This is a genomic window from Enterobacter sp. RHBSTW-00175, from assembly GCF_013927005.1.
In the GTDB taxonomy this organism is placed as follows: domain Bacteria; phylum Pseudomonadota; class Gammaproteobacteria; order Enterobacterales; family Enterobacteriaceae; genus Enterobacter.
The window spans coordinates 4622793-4644694 of the sequence record NZ_CP055930.1 but is presented as its reverse complement, the minus strand read 5'-3'; the positions used below and the strand labels follow the sequence as shown (position 1 = coordinate 4644694).

Here is a 21902-nt window from a genome sequence, read left to right as displayed (position 1 = left end):
CACTTATTGTTATTGGTCGAATGTGAGCAAGACTTTGCAGCACTGCCGCTGGTCTTTCTCAAACAGTTCAATGGCGTCTATTACGTGGTGATAGTCAAAGGTATGAGTAACCAGTTTTTCCGGGTCGATAAGCCCTTTTTCCAGCCACTCAATAACGACCGGGAATTTGTGTGCATTCAGGCGCGACGAGAAAATCGACAGTTCTTTGCCGGTAATACCCTGCTGCACAATCTGGCTCGGTTCACTGGAGAAGCCCATCAGCACAATGCGGGCTGCCGGTGCGGCCAGGGTGATAGCCTCCTGTAGAATGGATGGATGACACGCGGCATCAATAATCAGCGTCGGTTTGACGCCTTTTTCTTCCAGTACGGACTGCACGGAGCGCTCGGCGTTGTTGAATACCCAATCCGCGCCGCTACGTTCGGCCATCGCCAGGCGTTCATCAATCCTGTCGACGACGATGACCTGTTTCACCTTGTAAACCCCTTTCAGCGCCTGCACGGTGACAAGCCCCATCGGGCCCGCGCCGAATATCAGGGCCACATCCTGTTCTGTGGGTTTGGCCTGCCCGGTCACGTTCGCCGCAATGGTGAAAGGTTCGACCATTACCGCATGTTTATCGGGGATAGCATCGGGAATAACCCACGCGTTTTTTGACGGCACCACGGCGTACTCACTGAAGCCACCGTCACGGTGTACGCCCAGCACCACAAGGGATGCACAGACGTTTGGTTTCCCGACTGAGCACTGATAACAATGACCGCAGCTAATAACCGGATCAACCGACACGCGCTGCCCAACACGGGAGGCATCAATCCCCTCGCCCACGGCATCAATCACGCCAAAGAACTCATGGCCGATAACACGCGGATATTTGGCAAAGGGGTTGTGACCGCGATAGATATGGCTGTCTGAACCGCAGATCCCGGCAAGTTTGATTTTGACGCGAACTTCACCGGCAGCGGGCACCGGGAGCGGGCGCTCTTCAATCACCAGTTCATTCGGTTTTTGAATCACTACACTTTTCATTGTTCGCTCCTGTTTTACCAGTTCCACAGCGTGCCATCTTCAAGACGAGCCACCGGCAGGTAGGCCGGATCGTACGGATATTTCGCCGCCAGTTTTTCGTCGAATTCGATGCCCAGCCCCGGTTTGTCACCCGGGTGCATATAGCCGTTATCAAAGCTCCAGCTATGTGGGAAGACTTCCAGCATCTGCTCGGAATAGCCCATATATTCCTGCACGCCAAAATTCGGCACCCACAGGTCAAAGTGCAGTGCAGCCGCGTGACATATCGGTGACAAATCAGACGGGCCATGCGAGCCAGTGCGCACCTGATACAGCGAGGCGAAATCAGCAATACGACGCATCCCCGTGATCCCACCCGCATGGGTGATGGTGGTACGGATGTAGTCGATAAGCTGCTCTTCGATGAGCTGTTTGCAATCCCAGATGCTGTTGAACACTTCGCCCACCGCAATCGGGGTAACGGTGTGCTGGCGAATCAGACGGAAGCACTCCTGGTTTTCCGCAGGGGTAGGATCTTCCATCCAGAACATGCGGAATTCTTCGATGCTCTTGCCGAAACGCGCCGCTTCAATTGGCGTCAGGCGGTGGTGCATGTCGTGCAGCAGGTGTTCATTAAAGCCATACTTGCTACGCACGGCATCAAACAATTTCGGCGTGAAATCGAGGTATTTTTCCGTTGACCACAACTGCTCTTCCGGCCAGTGGCCCTTGGTGGCAGGTTCATAGGCCAGCCCTTTTCCTTTAGACATGCCGTAAGTGGTTTTCATTCCCGGTACGCCGCACTGGACGCGAATGGCTTTGAAGCCCATCTCTTTGTGACGCGCATAGTCTTCCAGCACATCATCAATGGTGTGACCCGTGGTATGGCAATACACCATCACGCCTTCACGGGATGCGCCACCCAGCAGCTGGTATAACGGCATATTGGCGGCTTTCGCTTTGATGTCCCACAGCGCCATGTCTACGGCAGAAATCGCCGACATGGTTACCGGCCCGCGACGCCAGTAGGCACCTTTGTAGAAGAACTGCCAGATATCTTCGATTCGGTGGGCATCGCGACCAATCAGCTGCGGGCAGAGATGATCTTTCAGGTAAGAGGCAACGGACAGCTCACGCCCGTTCAGCGTGGCATCACCCAGGCCGACAATTCCCTCATCGGTGGTGATTTTAAGGGTGACAAAGTTGCGCCCCGGACAGGTCACAAATACTTCAGCCCCGACAATCTTCATAATCCAGTTCCTTACATCGCTCGTTGTGATGCAGGAAATTTACTCAACTACACTACTACCATACAAGTATAATGATCACAAAATAAGCGAGCGATCACAAAATTGGGGCACCTACGTGCGCCCCCATCCTGCCACGATGATCAGCATCCCGCACAGTGCAACCAGCGCGCCAGCCCAGTCGTACAGGCTCAGTTTGACACCGTCCACAACCCGAAGCCAGAGCAGCGCCGTGCAAACGTATACGCCACCGTAGGCCGCGTAGACCCGGCCACTGGCGGCGGGATGCAGCGTTAACAGCCAGACAAAAAGTGCCAGCGCTATCCCGGCGGGAACCAGCAGGAATACCGAAGCCCCCTTTTTCAGCCAGAGCCAGGGTAAGAAACAACCGATGATTTCACACAGTGCGGTGGCAAAAAAAAGCAGCGTTGTTTTAATCATATCGAACATCTTTTGAGGATTGATTGAGACATCATACGCGATAATCTCCTTTACTTTTCCATACCTGCCGCACGGGTATGCCGTCCTTTTGGATTGGTGTAGAATCCGGGTTGGGTAAAACGTTTATCTGCACCCATTAAAAAGGAAACGCGATGACTACATTAAGCAAACGCCTTTGTCTGTCAGCGATACTCGCGCTGTCAACGTTCGCCTTCGCCGCCACCGCATCAGCCGAAACCAGCAAGCTGGTCATCGAGTCTGGTGATAGCGCGCAAAGCCGCCAGAACGCTGCTATGGACAAAGAACAATGGAATGACACCCGCAACCTTCGTCAAAAGGTGAACAAGCGGACTGAAAAAGAGTGGGACAAAGAAGATGTCGCTTTTGATGCGCGTGATAAGTGCCAGCAAAGCGCGAACGTCAATGCCTACTGGGAACCTAACACGCTGCGCTGCCTGGATCGCCGTACCGGCCGCACTGTTGCCCCCTGATGTCACGGAGTCAGTATGGCCGATATGTTAGCCGTTAAACTTCGTCCGCTGGAACGCGAGGATCTGCGCTTCGTCCATCAGCTCGATAACAATGCCAGCGTGATGCGCTACTGGTTTGAAGAGCCTTACGAAGCGTTTGTCGAGCTGTCAGATCTCTACGATAAGCACATTCACGACCAAAGTGAGCGGCGTTTTGTAGTGGAGTGTGAAGGCGAAAAAGCCGGTCTGGTCGAACTGGTTGAGATAAACCACGTTCACCGTCGGGCGGAATTTCAGATAATTATTTCGCCGGAATACCAGGGTAAGGGCCTGGCGTCACGGGCGGCAAAGCTGGCGATGGATTATGGGTTTAACGTCCTGAATCTCTATAAGCTGTATCTCATCGTCGATAAAGAGAACGAAAAAGCGATCCATATCTACCGCAAACTGGGCTTTATGGTGGAAGGTGAGCTGATTCATGAGTTCTTTATCAATGGTGAGTACCGCAACACCATTCGCATGTGTATCTTCCAGCATCAACACCTGGCCGGACACAAAGCATCTTCTGCAAGCCTGCTAAAACCAACCGCGCAATAACCTGCGCGGTTTTCATTTCATCAATAGTAATCAATGCTGTTCTTGATGGTGTACTTGCGTTCAACTGCCGGTTTTACGCTGTCGTCGGTGATAAGCAATTGGCAGGTGACCGGGTTGTTATGTCGATCGTAATCGCAGCTCTGTTTTACGTGCCCGAGCTGCTTGTCGTTTAGCAGGCTGATTGCCGTGTAGTCCAGTTTTTTACGCACATCTTTTGACGGCGTGGCCTGAACAGACAGATGTTGCTCGCCGGATACCGTGGTTTTACCCAGCGGATACCCTTCTGCATCATAGCGATACTTCACTTCCATCTCTTTTCCGTGCGCGGCCACCACAAACCCATTGTCGTCGGTGTCCCAGGTCACGCCTGCCGAAGGCAGTTCCGCAAGCTGGCATTTGCCCTGCAATTTCACCTTACGTTGCTGCGTTTCCGCGTCGAGATAGTAGTTGGCATCAAGTACCAGCGCGACACCGGTATTGGCCTCCAGGTCGTGTAATTCCAGCGTATCAAAGCACCCTTCTGTTGATACCGTGCCCGTTACCCGTTTCGAGACTTCACCCTTATCGTTGAGCAACGTCTGGGTAAAGTCTTTTACCGGCCCGCGAAGGGGATCAAAATCAAACTCATTTGAGAAACTGGCCATCTCCGGCGAAAAAGACAACGGCGTAGAGGCGTTATCGCACCCCACCAGCACCGTAGCCAGAAGCGTCATCACTGCGTATTTCTTCACATTATTTACCGATACAGGGAGATAATTCCCAATCATATTAGCAAATACATATGTTTACGCGAACCCTGCTAAAATCATTCTATATACAGAGAAGAGAAAAGGAGCTACAGATGAAACGGTTACCCTGGATTACCGCCCTGCTGTTGATGAGTGTTTCCCCGGCCATTCTGGCTGCCCCGGATTCGTGCGAGCGAATTAAAAGCGACATCCAGCAGAAGATTATTAACAACGGCGTGCCTGAAACAGGCTTTACGCTGAACATCGTGCCGAACGATCAGGCCGACCAGCCCGATGCGCAGGTAGTTGGGCATTGTGCCAACGACACCTTCAAAATTTTGTACATCCGCACAGGAAACGGTGCGGCAGCGGGCACTCAGGACAGCACGCAAGGTGAACCGCAGTGATTTTTATCCAATATCGCTGCAACAATACCCTTTGAATTGATGAGGATTAATATTTAGTACCCTCAAATAAGTAAAACTCACCCATCATTAGCCCGATTGTAATAACGGGCGTAAATAATTCCCACTACAATGATGGAGTGAGTCATGTCCGAGGCAGATATCCACGGCGGGATTAGCCGTCGAACGCTGGTTAAATCCACCGCAATTGGCTCACTGGCGCTTGCCGCCGGTGGGCTTTCATTACCTTTCGGTTTGAAAAGCGCAGCCGCAGCGGTGAAAGATGCCGTGTCTCCCGCTGAAGATAAAGTGGTCTGGGGAGCCTGCTCCGTAAACTGCGGTAGCCGGTGTGCGCTGCGCCTGCACGTGCGCGATAACGAAGTGTATTGGGTGGAAACCGATAACACCGGCGACGATATATACGGCAATCATCAGGTTCGCGCCTGCCTTCGCGGACGGTCAATCCGTCGTCGTATCAACCACCCGGATCGCCTTAACTACCCGATGAAACGCGTGGGTAAACGCGGCGAGGGCAAGTTTGAGCGCATTAGCTGGGATGAAGCCCTGAATACCCTCACTGCCAGCCTGAAAGGCGTGGTGGAAAAGTATGGTAATGAAGCGGTGTACATCAACTACTCCTCAGGCATTGTCGGGGGTAACATCACCCGCTCCTCCCCTTATGCCTCGTTAGTGGCGCGTCTGATGAACTGCTACGGCGGTTTCCTGAGCCATTACGGCACCTACAGTACGGCACAAATTGCCTGCGCAATGCCTTACACTTATGGCAGCAACGACGGCAACAGCACCTCCGATATCGAAAACACTAAACTGGTGGTGATGTTCGGTAATAACCCGGCGGAAACGCGCATGAGCGGCGGCGGGATCACTTACTATCTGGAACAGGCCCGCGAGCGTTCCAATGCCCGCATGATCGTTATCGATCCACGCTATACCGACACCGCCGCCGGACGCGAAGACGAATGGATACCGATTCGCCCGGGCACCGATGCCGCGCTGGTCGCCGGGATTGCTTGGGTATTGATTGACGAAAACCTGGTTGATCAACCGTTCCTGGATAAATACTGCGTAGGCTACGATGAGAAAACGCTGCCGGAAGGTGCGCCAGCCAACGGCCACTACAAAGCGTATATCCTCGGCCAGGGCGATGATGCCACCGCCAAAACGCCGGAATGGGCGTCACGTATTACGGGTATTCCAGCGGAGCGTATCATCAAGCTTGCCCGCGAAATCGGCTCAGCGAAACCGGCCTATATCTGCCAGGGCTGGGGGCCGCAGCGTCAGGCGAACGGCGAACAAACCTCGCGCGCTATTGCCATGCTGCCAATTCTGACCGGCAACGTAGGGATCAACGGCGGCAACAGCGGCGCGCGTGAGTCTACCTACACCATCACCATCGAACGTATGCCGCTGCCGGATAACCCGGTAAAAACGCAAATCTCCTGCTTTAGCTGGACGGACGCCATTGTGCGCGGCCCGGAAATGACGGCGCTGCGCGACGGCGTGCGTGGCAAAGATAAGCTCGACGTGCCGATTAAATTTATCTGGAACTATGCCGGGAACACCATCACCAACCAGCATTCCGATATCAATAAAACCCACGACATTTTGCAGGACGAAAGCAAATGCGAAATGATCGTCGTGATCGACAACTTCATGACCTCGTCCGCGAAGTACGCCGACATCGTGTTGCCAGACCTGATGACCGTAGAGCAGGAAGACATTATTCCTAACGACTACGCCGGTAACATGGGTTACCTGATATTCCTCCAGCCGGTTACCGCACCGAAGTTCGAACGCAAACCGATCTACTGGATCATGAGTGAAGTCGCTAAACGACTCGGCCCGGATATTTATCAGCAGTTTACTGAAGGGCGCACTCAGGAGCAGTGGTTACAGTATCTGTACGCCAAAATGCTGGAAAAAGACGCCAAACTGCCTTCGTATGATGAGCTGAAAAAAATGGGTATTTATAAGCGCAAAGATCCTGCCGGGCACTTTGTCGCATACAAGAAATTCCGCGATGACCCTGCGGCGAACCCGCTGAAAACCCCTTCCGGTAAGATTGAAATTTACTCCAGCCCGCTTGCGAAAATCGCCTCGACCTGGGAGCTGGAAAAAGACGAAACCATCACCCCGCTGCCGGTGTATGCCTCCACGTTTGACGGATGGGATGCACCTGAACGCAGCACCTACCCGCTGCAGCTGTTTGGCTTCCACTTTAAGGCCCGCACCCACTCAAGCTACGGCAACGTCGACGTACTGAAAGCGGCGTGCCGCCAGGAAGTCTGGCTGAACCCGGTCGATGCCGCGCAACGCGGGATTAAAAACGGCGATATTGTGCGCGTCTTCAATGGCCGTGGGGAACTGCGTATTCCGGCGAAAGTCACGCCGCGCATCATGCCGGGCGTGAGCGCCATGGGCCAGGGTGCCTGGCACGATGCCAACATGAATGGCGATCGGGTTGACCACGGCTCCTGCATCAACACGCTGACCACGCACCGCCCTTCTCCGCTGGCGAAAGGTAACCCACAACACACCAACCTGGTGCAGATCGAGAAGGTATAAGGAGTAACCGATGACAACCCAGTATGGATTTTATATTGATTCCAGCCGCTGCACCGGTTGCAAGACCTGCGAACTGGCCTGTAAGGATTACAAAGACTTAACCCCGGATGTCAGCTTCCGCCGTATTTACGAATACGCCGGTGGCGACTGGCAGGAGGATAACGGCGTCTGGCATCAGAACGTGTTTGCCTACTACCTGTCGATTGCCTGCAACCACTGCGAAGATCCGGCCTGCACCAAAGTGTGTCCGAGCGGGGCGATGCACAAGCGTGACGATGGTTTTGTGGTGGTGGATGAAGATGTCTGTATCGGCTGCCGCTACTGCCACATGGCCTGCCCGTATGGTGCGCCGCAGTACAACGCCGCCAAAGGCCATATGACCAAGTGCGACGGCTGCCACACCCGCGTGGCCGACGGTAAAAAGCCGATTTGCGTGGAATCCTGCCCGCTGCGTGCGCTGGACTTTGGCCCGATTGAAGAGTTGCGCCAAAAGCACGGCCAGCTTGCAGCAGTAGCGCCCCTGCCGTCTGCGCATTTCACGAAGCCGAGCATTGTGATTAAACCTAACGCCAACAGCCGCCCGACGGGGGATACCACCGGCTACCTGGCAAATCCGAAGGAGGTGTGAGATGGGAAGTGGATGGCATGAATGGCCGCTGGTGATCTTCACCGTCTTTGGGCAGTGCGTGGCAGGTGCGTTAATTGTCAGCGGATTTGCCTGGTTCAAAGAGGAAGACGCAGTTGCAAAAGCGCGCATTGTGCGCAGCATGTTCTTTTTATGGGTTGTGATGGGGATTGGCTTTATCGCCTCGGTGCTGCATCTGGGCTCCCCGATCCGCGCGTTTAATTCGCTTAACCGCGTCGGCGCCTCCGCGCTCAGTAACGAAATCGCGGCCGGCTCGGTGTTTTTTGCCGTTGGCGGGTTCTGGTGGCTGGTGTCTGTTATCGGTAAAATGCCCCCGGCGCTGGGCAAAATCTGGCTGCTGGTGAGCCAGCTTCTTGGCCTGGTTTTTGTCTGGGCGATGACCCGTGTATATCAGATAGACACCGTCCCCACCTGGTACACCGGCTACACCACGCTGGCGTTTTTCCTGACGTTAGTTCTTGGCGGCCCGCTGTTTGCGGCACTGTTGCTACGAGTGGCCAGGGCACCCTTTAAGGGTTCTGCCGCCGCGACGCTGAGCGTCCTGGCACTGCTGGCAAGCGTGGGTGTGATTGTGCTGCAAAGTAACGAATTAGCCACGATCCACAGCTCAGTCCAGCAGGCCAGTGCCCTGCTACCGGAGTATGGCACATGGCAAATCTGGCGTATCCTGTTAGTAACAGCCGGATTAGGTTGCTGGCTGTGCCCGCTTATTCGCCGCCAGGAGCCAAAAACGCTCGGCCTGTTCGCCGGGATTGTGCTGGTGGTATTCGGTGAGCTGATTGGCCGCGGGCTGTTTTACGGCCTGCACATGACCGCAGGTATGGCGATTGCCGGTTAATACACGCGTGCGGGGCAACCCGCACACGCGCAAGGAATGTCGTAATGATTGAATTATCACAACGCGAGTCTTTCGCTTTCAGTGCCCGGGTTCTGGGCGCACTGTTCGGGTATGCCCCGGACAGCGAACAGGCTGCACCGCTGGTGAGTGCGCTCACCACAAGCGACTGGTATCAGGACTGGCCGTACGCCCATCAGTCGCTGGTTAGTATCGCGCAGACGTTTAAAACCCCTGCCGATGAGCCGTTATCAGAGGCCTGGCAACGCCTGTTTATTGGCCCCTATGCACTCCCGGCCCCGCCGTGGGGTTCCGTCTGGCTGGATCGTGAGTCCGTTTTATTCGGTGAGTCGACCCTGGCCCTGCGCCAGTGGATGCGTGAAAACGCGATAGCTTTCGACATGCAACAAAACGAGCCAGAAGATCATATCGGCACGTTACTGATGCTGGCAGCCTGGCTTGCGGAGAATGGGCGTGATACGCAATGCGACCAACTGCTGGCATGGCATCTTCTGCCGTGGAGCCACCGCTTCCTCTCGGTGTTTATCGACAATGCCGGGCACCCTTTCTACGTTGCCCTCGGAAAACTGGCGCAGCTTACGCTGGCTGACTGGCAATCTACCCTGCTGATCCCGGTCGCGGAAAAACCGCTTTACCGTTAAACCCTCGCAGCCAGTGTTTCCACTGGCTGCCCTTTTCAGCTTTTTATTGCTTACTGCTGGCAAGCCAAGCGCGCCACCCGCCAAACTCCGTAATGTCCCGCGCGTTCTGCAATCCATACTCTTCGCAGATAAACCCGGTTAACCAGCGCCCGTCCTCCAGCTCGATTTTGCCTAACCCCAAAGGCGCGGGAATACCGGCCAGAAACGATCCCACTTCGCTGTGCGGCACGTCCCACACCTCAACCGCGATAGCTGCCCCCTGCTCCCGGGTACGTACCATGCCGGGCCGTTTACCATCTGCCAGTGCATACAGCCGGTAATGTGGTGCACTGCGGGTGGCTTTCTGCAAGGTGGCTCCACGCTGACGCAACTGGTTATTTAGCGCCAGTCCGTCAAGATGAGCGCCGCAAACCACAATGGCCATTTTGTCGTGGGTTGCACATGTTGCCGGGGCTTCAGAGCGCATGTCTCGCCCGCCAGGCAAAGCCAGCGGCTGAGTGCGTTGTAAAGCATCGGCAAGGCTCAGCAAATACTGGTCTGTAAAAGCGCGGCCAAACAGCGTCACCCCAGAAGGCAACCCATTCGCCATAACGCCCGCCGGAACCGCAACCGCCGCGTAGTCGAGCAGGTTCATAAAGTTGGTGTATACCCCAAGGTCGGAATTGCGTTTCACCGGCTCTGCCGCCAGCTCCGCCAGGGTCACAGGCCGTGGATAGGTTGGCGTTAATACACATGAAACCCCTGCCATAATGGCATCACACTGCATTTTGTAATGCTGCAATTTGTACTGGGCATCAAACGCAGCCACCGCATCCGTTGACGGTGCCTTTTGCAGGACATCGCGGATCACCGGCAGCACGGCATCTGGTTGCTCCTCAATCAGTTTACCCGCCACGTGATAACGCTCTGCCACCCACGGACCGTCGTATAACAGTCTTGCCGCAGCCAGAAACGGCGAGAAATCGATGATTTCCGGTACGCCGCCAAGCGCTATCAGGCGTGCTTTAGCGGCATTAAACAGCGCTTCACTTTCGGCACATCCCAGGAATTCCAGAGTATCCGGGATCCCAAAGCGGAACCCGGGCTCTGGTGCGCCAAAGGCCTGAATACCATTCCAGGATGGGTTAGCGCGGCTGTAATCATCACGCGGGTCAAGTACCGCCGTCAGTGCCAGCAGGCGGCTGGCTTCTGCGGCGGTAGCGGTAAAAAAGGTCACGCAGTCCAGCGTGCGGCAGGCCGGCACCACGCCAGCGGTGGAGATTAACCCTTTGGTGGCTTTCAGCCCGACCAGGTTATTCAGCGAGGCTGGAACGCGACCGCTTCCCGCGGTGTCCGTTCCAAGGGCGAAACTCGTCATTCCCAGGGCAACTGCCAGGGACGACCCGGCACTGGATCCACCCGACGGATAATCCGCATGAACGCTATTACGACACAGGCCATACGGTGAACGGGTGCCGTTTAACCCGGTGGCAAACTGGTCAAGGTTGGTCTTTCCGAGCGGTACTGCACCCAACGCGATCAACTGCGCAACAATGGTCGCATCCTCTTGCGCCCGGTAGGAAAACGCCGGGCAGGCCGCGGTGGTTTCAATCCTCGCCAGATCGATGTTGTCCTTGATGGCAAAGGGGATGCCATACAGCGGTAACGATGCAGGATCAGCCCCTTCCAGCGCGGCGAGATACGGCTCCAGCTCGGCTGACGTCAGGATATAAATAAAGGCGTTAAACTCCGGGTTTAACGCCAGCGCACGCTCACGCAGCGTGGTAATAACTTCACGCGGCGTAAAACGCCCTTCACTGTAGGCCTGAGCCAGAACATCAAGACGTAAATCAAATGGATGCATCATGCTGTTTTCTCCAGAACGACCACACACTGCCCTGCGCGAACCGATGACCCCGGCTGCACGCGCACCTGGCTTACCACACCGTCCTGTGTGGCAAGCAGCGGGATCTCCATCTTCATGGATTCCAACACCACCAGCACATCACCTTCCCGTACCGGCTTGCCGACTTCAACATTCACTTGCCACAGATTGCCAGACACCGGGCTTTCAACCCCTTCCTGGCCGGGTTTGAGCGGTGCATCGTCCCCTTCATCCACCAGCACATCACTGCTGTCGAAATGGGCCTGACCGTTGGCAATCCAGCGTTCGCGCTCTGCGTCAAACGCCCCCTGCTGATGCGTGCGAAACGCGGCAATTTCCGTGGCTTCATCGGTAAGGAACTGCTGATATTCCGCCAGCTTCAGTGTGGTGTGCTCGATGCGCAGCGGATAGCGTCCCAGCGGGAAATCACGCCGGATGGTCAGCAGCTCGTCGGCAGAGACAGGATAGAAACGGATCTGGTCGAAGAAGCGCAGCAGCCAGGGCTTACCGCCGAAGTCCTCAACCGCGTGATAGCGATTCCACATCTGCAACGTGCGCCCGACAAACTGATACCCGCCAGGTCCTTCCATCCCGTAAACACACAGATATGCCCCACCGATACCCACCGAGTTTTCCGCCGTCCAGGTACGCGCCGGGTTGTACTTGGTGGTCACCAGACGATGACGCGGGTCGAGCGGCGTGGCCACCGGCGCACCGAGGTAAACATCCCCTAGCCCCATCACCAGATAGCTGGCGTCAAACACCGTTTTGTAGACCTGGTCGATATTCGCCAGATCGTTGATACGGCGAATAAACTCCAGGTTGCTCGGGCACCATGGCGCATCACGACGCACGGTGGTCATATATTTGTCGATAGCCTTCTGGCAGGCAGGATCGTCCCATGACAGCGGCAGCCAGACGATACGCGAAGGCACATCCAGATCCTCGCGCTCGCAGACGCTTTGCCACAAACCGGCAACCACATCCAGCAGGCTCGCCAGGCTCAGCGCTTCCGGCTGATAGTGAACCTGCAACGAGCGAATACCTGGCGTCAGATCGATAACCCCGTCAAGCGCGCGACTTTCCAGAGCCTGCATCAGCGCATGGGCGCGAAAACGCAGCACCAGATCCAGCTCCGGCTCGCCAATCTCCAGCAGCAGGTGCGTATCGCCGGACAGCCGCGCCACCAGACGTTTGTCCGCATGACCCTGCTCAAGAACTATGGGTGACGAGAGCTCTGACGGTTGCCACGCCACATCCTGCGGATGCAGGTTGTTGATTTGTGCCTCCTGCGCCCGCGCCAGCCGCCGTGCAGTGGCAATATCCACGGGCACAAAGCGCACCTTATCGCCGGCTTTCAGCTGTCCGACAGCGTGTAAATCGGCTTCGATGATGGTGACCGGGCACACAAATCCCCCCAGACTCGGGCCATCCGGGCCGAGGATCACCGGCATGTCACCCGTAAAATCAACAGCGCCAATGGCGTACGGGTTATCGTGAATGTTCGACGGATGCAGCCCCGCTTCGCCACCGCTTTCACGCACCCACTCTGGTTTCGGGCCAATCAGCCGCACCCCGGTGCGGCTGGAGTTGAAATGCACTTCCCACTCAGTCGCGAAAAAGGTTGCCACATAGCCCGGAGTAAAATATTCCGGTGCGCCGTGCGGCCCGTAAATCACCCGCAGTTCACGCACGGGCGCAAACGTGGTGCACAGCGCCAGGGGTAAAACGGCCTCACTGCCCGCAGAGGTGAGCGGCGTAAGGTGCAGTACATCCCCGGTACGCAGTGCGCGCCCGGCGTGCCCGCCAAACTGGCCCAGGGTGAAGGTACTTTTGCTGCCCAGATAATCCGGCACGTTAAACCCGCCGCGCAGGCAAAGATAACTGCGCACGCCATCACCGCGAATATCCCCCATGCGCAGCGTCATCCCGGCGCGTACCGTAAAGACGGCGTTGTTTGCCAGTGGTTCGCCGTCCAGCGTCAGGTCTATTTCAGCCCCGGTGACGGCCAGCTGCGCGTCGCAGTTGAATTTCAGCGTGGGGCCGCTGAGGGTGATTTCCAGCGCCGCAGCGCTCTTGTCGTTACCGAGCAGGCGGTTACCCAGGCGCAAGGCACGGCTGTCCATTGGCCCGGAGGGCGGCACGCCTACGGCCCAGTACCCCACGCGTCCCGGATAATCCTGAACCGTGGTTTGTGTCCCGGCGCTAAGCACCTCCAGGGTGGAAGCCTGGTAAGTCAGTCCTTCCAGGCAACGCGTCCAGGGTTCGCCGCTGGCAAATGGAGTGAAGGTTAAAATCTGTCGGAGGTAACTGCGGTTCGTCTCCACGCCGTAGAGCCGCGTTTCACCCAGTGCCGCGTGCAGCGCGCGAATGGCCTCATCCCTTGTCGCTTGCCACGCAATAATCTTCGCCAGCATCGGGTCAAAAAACGGCGGTACCTCACAACCAGATTCCACCCAACGGTCGATACGCAACGTGGCGCGGTCATCTTCCGGGAAGACCACTTCGGTCAGCAGGCCGGGCGAAGGCTGAAACTGACGACCGGGATCTTCAGCATACACACGCGCCTGAATGGCGTGCCCACTGGCGGTGAGGCTTTCGCGCAGCGCAGCAAGCGATGGCATCTCCCCTGCGGCAAGCGTAATCATCCAGCGCACCAGGTCGACGCCCCAAACCTGCTCCGTTACGCCGTGCTCGACCTGCAAACGGGTATTCACTTCGAGGAAATAAAAACGTGCGGCATCGCTGTCGTAGACGAACTCGACCGTGCCCGCGCTGCGGTAATTCACCGCTTTACCAAGCTTAATGGCCGCCTCGCACAATGCGCTTTCCATGCCTGCAGGCAGGTTGGGCGCGGGGGTTTCTTCCAGCACTTTCTGGTTACGGCGCTGTACCGAACAGTCCCGCACACCCAGGGCAATCACCTCGCCCTTGCCGTCACCAAACAGCTGCACTTCGAGATGGCGAGCCCGCTCGATGTACTTCTCAATAAACACGCCCGCATCGCTAAAGTTGTTTTTGCCCAGGCGCACCACGGCATCAAATGCCTCGCTGAGTTCGGCGGCGGAATAGCACACGCGCATCCCGATACCGCCGCCCCCGGCCGTGCTTTTTAGCATCACCGGGTAGCCCACGGTATCAGCGGCCTGAAGCGCTTCGCCAACATCCGCCAGCAGTTCCGTGCCTTCCAGCATCGGTACGCCATGCGCTTTCGCCAGTGCGCGGGCAGTGTGTTTCAGGCCAAACAGACGAAGCTGTTCCGGCGTAGGGCCGACAAAGGCGATCCCTGCGGCTTCACAGGCTTCGGCAAAGGCGGCATTTTCCGAGAGAAACCCGTAGCCCGGATGAATAGCCTGTGCGCCGCTGGCTTTCGCCGCCGCGATAATTTTATCGGTGACCAGATACGTATTCGCCGCCGGGCCCTCGCCCAGACTCAGGGCCTCATCGGCTTCACGAATATGCAGGCTGCTGATATCGGCTTCAGAATAGACTGCCACACCGCCCACATTCATGGTGCGCAGCGTACGAAGAATGCGGCAGGCAATGGCCCCGCGGTTAGCGATCAAGAGTTTAGTAAACATAGTTAAGACTCAATCGGGGCGGGTCGTCCCGCCGAAAATCGGCTCGCCGCATGGTCGTCCATGGGGAAAAAGCAGTTACGGCAGGATGCGTCCGGCGCGTACTTCAAACAGGCGATAAATCATCTTTCGCAGACGCTGCCAGCGCCCTGGTGTCAGTTCCATACCAGCACCTCGGCAGGCGTTGGGTTCCAGCCGTTGCAGGGGTTGTTGAGCTGCGGGCAGTTGGAAATCAGCACAATAACGTTGCACTCCGCACGCAGCTCAACGTATTTCCCCGGCGCGGAAATACCGTCTTCGAAGGTTAATCCCCCCTGCGGCGTAACCGGCACGTTCATAAAGAAGTTGATGTTGGCACCAATATCGCGCTTTTGCAGGCGACCATCATGCAGACAGGCGCAAAGGAAATTATCGCGACAGCTGTGCATATGGCGTTTATCGAGGGAATAACGCACGGTGTTACTTTCCTGAGCGCAGGCCCCCCCGAGGGTATCGTGGCGTCCGCAGGTATCGGCAACGATAGTCAGCAGCGGGTTACCAAGGTTGGAGTACAGTACGCTGCCGGTGGTGAGGTAGGCATTATTCTGGCGGCGCAGTGTGCGCTGGGCATCGTAGCGTTCGCGCGGGCTATCGGCGTTATAAAACAGCGTGTCGACGGCCTGGTTACCTTCCAGGTCAAGCAGGCGCAGGGTCTGCCCTTTTTTCACTTCGAACAGGTAAGGTTCGCCCGCCGGGATCACATGGCGGAAGCTGGCGTGTTGGGCGTGTTTTTCGCTGGCAACGGTCATTTGCGGCTCCTTACAGGGCAAAAAGTTGAGTGTTGGTGAAGGCGCGGCCATTTTCCGGGCGCGTGAGCAGCGCGTTAATGGCCGCCTCTTCGTCCTGCGCCTGTCGCCAGCTTAGCGCTACCGGGCGCGGCGCATACTCGGTGGAAGGGTCCATCGGATGCTGCAACGCCGTCATCACCACCAGCACGTCCATCGGCGCAAACAGTTCGACATAACTGCCGGGCTGAGAATGACCGCTGTGGAAGCTGAACTGGCCGTTGTTATCCACCGACACTTTGCTGAAGAAGTTCACCACCATCAGCAGGTCTTCCAGGTTGAGATCCCACTTGCCCATCTCCACCAGCAGGTTATCCGCGCCGTTACGGAAGTAGCCGTTACGTAATTCCTGGTAACGTCCCTGGCCGTATTTTTCGGCTACTTCGACCGCGTTGAGCACGCCGCCAAACGGATCATGCCAGCCGCAGGTATCGGCGGTGATCCCCGCCAGCACGCGGCCCATATCGGAATAAAAGCAGTGCCCCGCCGTCAGGCGTGCGGTGTGCTGGCCTTTCAGGGTATCCGGCAGGTTCAGACGTTCACTTTTCTGGTGGGCGTTGAGCATCATCAGGCTGACGTTTGCGCCACCGTCGGTGTCTGTCATGCGCAGGATCTGCCCGCGCTTGAGGATAAAAGAGAGATGGCCGCCGCCGGGGAGGATCTCTTCGCGTAATGTTGTTGTATTCACAGGATTAACCCCTTAATGCGTAAACGTTATCTTGTGCGGTACCGCTCAGCGCTGAAAGGCGCGTCTCGTTGAGCGGTATGTCGTAAGTAATGCGCGCGCCATAGGCATTAGGCGCCTGCGGATCAATGCGCACTTTGTCGAACACCAGCAAACGGGTGCCAAGATTGAAGCCTTCAGAAAGATCGTGCGTGACCATAAAGACCGTCATGCGGGTTTCACCCCACAGTTGCAGCAGCAAGGCGTGCATGTCTTTACGAATTCCCGGGTCGAGCGCACCGAAAGGTTCATCAAGCAACAACACGCGCGGCTGCATAATGAACGCCTGGGCAATAGCCAGACGCTGCTGCATCCCGCCGGAAAGTTGCGCGGGGTATTTGTGCAACGCGTGACCAAGGCCGACTTTTTCCAGCATCTGCGCGGCCCGTTCCCGCGCTGCGCGTTTTTTCGCGCCGAACAGCCGCCCGAACAGCGGTGATTGCGGCAACTCAAGACCGATGGCAACGTTATCCAGCACGCTGAGGTGCGGGAAAACGGAGTAACGCTGAAACACCACGCCACGGCTGCTGTCGGGTTCAGCGGCCAGCACGTTGCCATCCAGAGTGATGGAGCCCCGGCTTGGAGATTCTTGCCCAAGCAACAGGCGTAAGAATGTCGATTTCCCGCAGCCAGACGCCCCGACCATCGAGCAGAACTCGCCCTCTTTCACCGTTAAATTCAGGTTCTCCAGCACCACGTGTTCGCCGTATTCCTGCCAGATATTGTTGATGGTGATAAAACTCATGCTTTTCCTCCTTCCGCCCACGGGAAACAGGTCTTGTGAAGCTTGCGCAGCGCCAGATCCATCAGCCATGCCAGCAGCGTGATCCACAAGACATAGGGGATGATGACGTCCATGGCCATATAGCGGCGCACGAGGAAAATACGGTAGCCAAGCCCGGCGGTTGACGAGATAGCCTCTGCTGAAATCAGGAACAGCCACGCCGAGCCCAGCAGCAAACGCAGCGAGGTTAAGAGGCGGGACAGCAGCTGCGGCAGCACCACCCGCAGCACCAGCGTCCAGCTGTTTGCTCCCAGAGTCTGGGCCTTGATCAGGATCTCCGGCGGGATTTCACAGGCACGATGTTCAAGGTCACGGGCCAGCATCGGGGTGATGCCGATGACAATCAGCATCACTTTTGATAGCTCGTCCAGCCCGAACACGATAAACAGCACCGGTAAAATCGCCAGCGGTGGGATCATCGACAACACCGTCATCAGCGGTGACAGCGAGGCCCGCCACAGCGGGAATACACCGGCGGCGACGCCAATGCACAGGCCAATCAGCGACGCAATCGCCAGCCCGGTAAGCAGACGGGCAAGGCTCACCAGGGTGTCCACCCAGAACAGGTACTCACCGCTGCGTTTATCCGGGCTAAACGCCATCCGTGAAAGTGCATCCAGCATCTGTTGCAGGCCGGGCAAAAGTTTGTCCTGCGGGTTGGCTTCCAGCCGCACTGCGGAGCCAAAAAAGTAGGCGGCCAGCAGCAGGACAAAAGGCAACATCACAAGCATCAGCCTCATGCCAGAGGTGGGATGGCGGTTAATTTGTCGCATGGCGAACTCCGTCAGTTATCACAGCTTGCCGGCAGCGGCCATTTTCACGAAGCTGTCGTCAAAGCGCAGTTTCACGTTATTCGCATCACCCTGGGTGACATTGCCAGGGAAGCTCATGCCGATAAAATCAGCACTCTGCGCCCCATCGCCCAGCAGCCCTTTCTCGAAGGAGAATGACGCCACGCGCTGCATGGTTTTCGCCAGGTCTTGCGAGGTGACAAAGGCGATGTTGTCCTGCGGGGTGTAGAACAGGTGCGTCGTTTTCAGCTGCGCCTGATAACCCGCCAGATCGGTTCCCGAGGCGGCGGCCATCGCATTCAGGGCGTTTGCGTCCTGCGCTTTCATCAGCCCCATCATTTCGTACCATGCGCCGGTCAGCGCTTTACCCAGCGCCGGGTTGTCTTTCAGGGTTTCAGTGTTAACAACCATCATGTCGATGAGCTCGCCTGGTACCTGAGAGGAGCTAAAGACTTCGGTGGTTTTCGGAGTGCCTTTGATAACGGAAAGCTGCGGGTTCCAGGCTACGGCTGCCTGCACGCTTGCTGTGCCAAATGCCGAGACGATATCCGCATCAGAGGTGTTCACCACGGTGACATCTTTCTCGGCCAGCCCGGCTTTTTCCAGGCCGCGCACCAGCAGGTAGTGGGAAACGGACAATTCCGGCAGGTAGACCTTCATCCCTTTCAGGTCCTTGAGGGTTTTGCCCTCACCTTTCATGACTACGCCGTCATTGCCTTCCGAGTAGCTGCCGAGGATAAGCGCAGTGGTATCAACCCCGCCCGCCGCCGGAATGGTCAGCGCGTCCATGTTGGTCATTGTGCAGCCATCAAACTGGCCTGCGGTGTACTGGTTGATAGATTCGATGTAGTCGTTGAGCTGAACGACATTGATTTTGATGCCGTATTTACTGGCCCATTTATCGATGATTTTGCTACTGCTGATGGTGCCCCAGGGCATCCACCCGGCGTAGATGGTCCAGCAAACGTTGAATTCTTTTTTAACAGCAGCAAACGTGGGGAGACTGACCAGCATCGCCAGCGACAGTACAAGAGAGCGGAGTAATGGCGTTTTCTTCATGCTTGACCTCTGAGTGGCACAAAATTAGGGGGCAGCGCGACACCGTTGGTGCTGCTGTCTCCCGGGTTTTTGTCCCGCCGTGTAACCTCTCAGAGGTCGCCAGCTCTTGGACCAGCCATTCACCGTAGTGAACCGGAACCCTAGCCAGCTATTGTTCAAATTGTGTGGAGCTGCCCTTCAGTGAAAGAGTTTGCAAAGGGTGTGCCAGAAATTTTTATGTTGTTTATTAGTGAGTTGAATATTGGCACTGGTTGAAATTCACCGTTTTGGTGAGGGTACGCGGGGCTGGTGCACTGTGGTGGGGCGTTTGATCGTTGAAAAATCGACTTTCGGGGATAGATCCCCGTCAGTACCTCATCTCAGGCCTTCAAGATTTGACTTAACCGCCTCTAACATCCGTTTGCGGATCCAGCCGCTTCCTGCCCGTATTGTGAGCCAGTAGGCAGCCATTTTTAGCTGAGTCGTTCTGTCCGGACAATAGATGAACGTTTCCGTACACAGTTCATGCTGGTCTGTCGTCAGTTCCGATACCTGATAGCGCAGTAAGAGCTTTGCACTACCCGGAACGATCGGCGCCTGAAAAGCGCTGGCATCCGGCACATCTTCCAGACCGAAATCGACACGCCAGAATTGCCCTCTTAAACCATAGCAGAGCTCGGTTGCAGAACTTTTCAAAAGGGTAAAACTGTGCAACCCAAAGCTGCTGGTCGCATGAGCTCGCTGGTTGTGCAGAAATTTCTGCGGAAATTGCCGCAACGACATTAACTTGCGGATAACGGCGTCTTGCTGGACGTCAAATGTTGCGATGAACGGCAGAATATTTTCAGGGGACGTGGTGCGTATGACCGTACGATGTTTTTCATGGAACTGAAACTGAGGTAAAAAGACAGGCGCATTCTGCCATTCAGCAAGCGCTTTGCGGGTAATGAATCCTGGGTTTAGCATGTCTCTTCCTGGTCATCCGATGAGCCCAGCCAGATTAACAGATACGCCACCACACACAATCACCAGGAAAATGTAGTACTGAAGAATACGTCAATTGAACATTACGGCTTTAAAATTAGCTCGGCCGCTTAGTGTCAGAAGCGAACGAGGATAAGTATCACCATGGATTAAACACCGCGGGATTTCTCTAATCTGATATCCGTGCCATTGATGTTCTTTTTTTTACCCCAGCCGAGTTGCATATAGAATTGCGCCGCACGACTATTTTTATCCGTTTCCAGCCAGGCCGTTTCATGGTGTTTGAATAATTCATGCTCGGCTAGCTTAACAAGGCTACGGCCAATACCCCTGCCCTCGTATTCTGGCAAAACAAACGCTGCAAAAAGACAGCCCTCATCCGGCAAAATCATCGAGAAACCAATGATGTTGCCGTTTACGGTTGCAACCCATGCACATTGGCTCTGCTCAATCATATTGGCAACGGCACTTTCGGTAATCCCCATAAGTTGCATTTCTTCACGGCTCAGATGATTCTCGGTAACCGAGGTTCTGACGTCGAAAATACTATCAACATCAGAAGGTTGAGCTGTTCTTGTATAGATAGTCATAGGGCTTAATCCATGTATGGCAAATTATAAATTGAGAATATACTCGCAACCTCCTTATTCAGGAGACGGTAGCCTCGTCCGCTCCGAGCCAGAAGCGGACGATGTTCACGCGTCAGGAAGGTTGACCGGAGTAAGAGTATCACCGAATGACGGGCTTAATACTCTATTACTCGGATTTCGTACCAATAACCGGCAGCACAGCATCTGCATACCAGATTTCTTCCGGCACCACGTCTACAACACGTTCCGCACCTTCGAACGTCTTGATGCGTTCGGGGTCCCAGTCGATGGAACCGCGCCCCGTAAGCACAATTGCTTCACCCGTTTCAAAATCCGGAACAAACAGGCCGACCCGGCCATCACTCTCAATGTTGCCCAGTGTGTTGAAAAAGCGATTGCCAGAGAAATCGGGAAAGGAGAGCGTGCCATTTCCGTTGATACCAAGAAATCCAGGGTTCCCCCCTCGGTGCGAAGCATCGACTCCGGCACTTCCACCATCCAGAGAACCAGCCGCACGCGAGGCGATGAAAAAAGTGTCTGCGGCCTCAATAATTCGCCGAACTTCCGGATCGGTTATGCTGCCGCGTCGGCGGGCCACAACAGCCAGCTTGTCCTGGCCTGAGGGCAGATGTCGGGTCTGAATGTATTGCGGACAGTTTCCGTAGCTCTGATCAACCACAATGGTCATTTCACCAGGTGAGGCATGTTGTATCCGGCCATTCAGCCGATTGCGACGTCTGCTGGTCAGATCAATCCCGAGTATGCCAACACTGGCGCCGACTGACCGAACCAGGCCAAGTTCACTCAAGAGCACCGGGTCCCGATGAATTTCGAGTGTATCCGGAGTGGGGGAAACCAGGAATCCTCGTGGCCCGAGAGCTGGAACGCACCATGGCCGGCCATCAGAATCGAGTAGCCCCAGAATCAGCATCTGAAGATTCTCAAAGAAGCTACGATGCTGCTGAGGCATCTCGGAGCGCACAAAGCTTTCCGACCGATTAAGCCACTCGCCTGAAACTCCGGCACGCGCCTGCACTGCACGCTCACCGTCATGAAAGGTACTCCGTCTCTGCTGCATAGGGTCTCTCCTGGGATCATTTA

The 21902-nt window shown here is 56.0% G+C and carries 21 protein-coding genes and 1 riboswitch; of the genes, 7 read left to right on the top strand and 14 right to left on the bottom strand.

Annotated elements, in window-relative coordinates; translation table 11 throughout:
* Positions 1-9 precede the first annotated feature (9 nt).
* The 3 genes from HV107_RS22490 to HV107_RS22480 all read right to left on the bottom strand — a co-directional run bounded on the left by HV107_RS22490 (position 10) and on the right by HV107_RS22480 (position 2696).
* On the bottom strand, positions 10-1029 hold the full coding sequence (locus HV107_RS22490) for a Zn-dependent oxidoreductase (RefSeq protein ID WP_182060919.1): 1020 nt from the start codon (positions 1027-1029) through the stop codon (positions 10-12).
* Between the two features lie 14 nt (positions 1030-1043).
* Positions 1044-2258, bottom strand: coding sequence for a starvation-sensing protein RspA (gene rspA, locus HV107_RS22485; RefSeq protein WP_182060918.1), 1215 nt, complete (start codon positions 2256-2258; stop codon positions 1044-1046).
* Between the two features lie 111 nt (positions 2259-2369).
* The gene (locus HV107_RS22480; protein WP_041162057.1) at positions 2370-2696 is read right to left on the bottom strand and encodes a YnfA family protein; all 327 of its coding nucleotides are present in this window, start codon (positions 2694-2696) and stop codon (positions 2370-2372) included.
* Between the two features lie 152 nt (positions 2697-2848).
* On the opposite strand from HV107_RS22480, the gene HV107_RS22475 reads away from it, so the two are divergent.
* Both HV107_RS22475 and speG read left to right on the top strand, forming a co-directional pair.
* Positions 2849-3187: a DUF1283 family protein gene (locus tag HV107_RS22475; protein WP_182060917.1), complete on the top strand. Its 339-nt coding sequence runs from the start codon at positions 2849-2851 to the stop codon at positions 3185-3187.
* Between the two features lie 15 nt (positions 3188-3202).
* Positions 3203-3763, top strand: a complete 561-nt coding sequence (speG, locus tag HV107_RS22470; RefSeq protein ID WP_182060916.1) for a spermidine N1-acetyltransferase — start codon at positions 3203-3205, stop codon at positions 3761-3763.
* Positions 3764-3783: 20 nt separating this feature from the next.
* Here the strand turns inward: speG and HV107_RS22465 are convergent, their stop codons facing one another.
* Complete coding sequence (locus HV107_RS22465) at positions 3784-4530, bottom strand: YnfC family lipoprotein (protein WP_395678269.1); 747 nt, start codon at positions 4528-4530, stop codon at positions 3784-3786.
* Between the two features lie 74 nt (positions 4531-4604).
* Between HV107_RS22465 and HV107_RS22460 the strand changes: the two genes are divergently transcribed.
* From HV107_RS22460 to dmsD, 5 genes are all read left to right on the top strand, one after another.
* The gene (locus HV107_RS22460) at positions 4605-4898 is read left to right on the top strand and encodes a DUF1161 domain-containing protein (protein ID WP_182060914.1); all 294 of its coding nucleotides are present in this window, start codon (positions 4605-4607) and stop codon (positions 4896-4898) included.
* A gap of 144 nt (positions 4899-5042) precedes the next feature.
* The gene (gene ynfE / locus HV107_RS22455) at positions 5043-7481 is read left to right on the top strand and encodes a selenate/tellurate reductase subunit YnfE (RefSeq protein ID WP_182060913.1); all 2439 of its coding nucleotides are present in this window, start codon (positions 5043-5045) and stop codon (positions 7479-7481) included.
* Between the two features lie 10 nt (positions 7482-7491).
* On the top strand, positions 7492-8109 hold the full coding sequence (locus tag HV107_RS22450) for a DMSO/selenate family reductase complex B subunit (RefSeq protein ID WP_182060912.1): 618 nt from the start codon (positions 7492-7494) through the stop codon (positions 8107-8109).
* Position 8110: 1 nt separating this feature from the next.
* Positions 8111-8965: a dimethyl sulfoxide reductase anchor subunit family protein gene (locus HV107_RS22445; protein WP_182060911.1), complete on the top strand. Its 855-nt coding sequence runs from the start codon at positions 8111-8113 to the stop codon at positions 8963-8965.
* A 44-nt stretch (positions 8966-9009) separates the two neighbouring features.
* Positions 9010-9624 carry a Tat proofreading chaperone DmsD gene (gene dmsD / locus HV107_RS22440; RefSeq protein ID WP_182060910.1) on the top strand — a complete coding sequence of 205 codons (615 nt, stop codon included), beginning with the start codon at positions 9010-9012 and terminating at the stop codon, positions 9622-9624.
* A gap of 43 nt (positions 9625-9667) precedes the next feature.
* Here dmsD and atzF read toward each other — a convergent pair whose 3' ends face one another.
* The 10 genes from atzF to HV107_RS22390 all read right to left on the bottom strand — a co-directional run bounded on the left by atzF (position 9668) and on the right by HV107_RS22390 (position 21879).
* Entirely contained in the window at positions 9668-11470 is a 1803-nt protein-coding gene (gene atzF / locus HV107_RS22435) for an allophanate hydrolase (RefSeq protein ID WP_182060909.1), read from the bottom strand.
* A complete protein-coding gene (gene uca, locus HV107_RS22430) occupies positions 11467-15069 on the bottom strand; it encodes an urea carboxylase (protein ID WP_182060908.1) in 3603 nt (1200 codons plus the stop codon). Before uca ends, atzF begins: the two co-directional genes overlap by 4 nt.
* 152 nt (positions 15070-15221) lie before the next feature.
* Complete coding sequence (locus HV107_RS22425) at positions 15222-15854, bottom strand: urea amidolyase associated protein UAAP2 (protein WP_182060907.1); 633 nt, start codon at positions 15852-15854, stop codon at positions 15222-15224.
* A 10-nt stretch (positions 15855-15864) separates the two neighbouring features.
* Complete coding sequence (locus tag HV107_RS22420; RefSeq protein ID WP_182060906.1) at positions 15865-16578, bottom strand: urea amidolyase associated protein UAAP1; 714 nt, start codon at positions 16576-16578, stop codon at positions 15865-15867.
* Positions 16579-16582: 4 nt separating this feature from the next.
* Complete coding sequence (locus tag HV107_RS22415) at positions 16583-17359, bottom strand: ABC transporter ATP-binding protein (protein ID WP_182060905.1); 777 nt, start codon at positions 17357-17359, stop codon at positions 16583-16585.
* Positions 17356-18171 carry an ABC transporter permease gene (locus HV107_RS22410; protein ID WP_182060904.1) on the bottom strand — a complete coding sequence of 272 codons (816 nt, stop codon included), beginning with the start codon at positions 18169-18171 and terminating at the stop codon, positions 17356-17358. Before HV107_RS22410 ends, HV107_RS22415 begins: the two co-directional genes overlap by 4 nt.
* An 18-nt stretch (positions 18172-18189) precedes the next feature.
* Complete coding sequence (locus HV107_RS22405; protein WP_182060903.1) at positions 18190-19248, bottom strand: putative urea ABC transporter substrate-binding protein; 1059 nt, start codon at positions 19246-19248, stop codon at positions 18190-18192.
* A 56-nt stretch (positions 19249-19304) separates the two neighbouring features.
* A riboswitch (guanidine-I (ykkC/yxkD leader) is annotated at positions 19305-19403 on the bottom strand.
* A gap of 199 nt (positions 19404-19602) precedes the next feature.
* Entirely contained in the window at positions 19603-20193 is a 591-nt protein-coding gene (locus HV107_RS22400) for a hypothetical protein (RefSeq protein ID WP_182060902.1), read from the bottom strand.
* A gap of 167 nt (positions 20194-20360) precedes the next feature.
* Positions 20361-20801, bottom strand: a complete 441-nt coding sequence (locus HV107_RS22395; protein WP_182060901.1) for a GNAT family N-acetyltransferase — start codon at positions 20799-20801, stop codon at positions 20361-20363.
* Positions 20802-20967: 166 nt separating this feature from the next.
* The gene (locus tag HV107_RS22390) at positions 20968-21879 is read right to left on the bottom strand and encodes a pyridoxamine 5'-phosphate oxidase family protein (RefSeq protein WP_182060900.1); all 912 of its coding nucleotides are present in this window, start codon (positions 21877-21879) and stop codon (positions 20968-20970) included.
* Positions 21880-21902 lie beyond the last annotated feature (23 nt).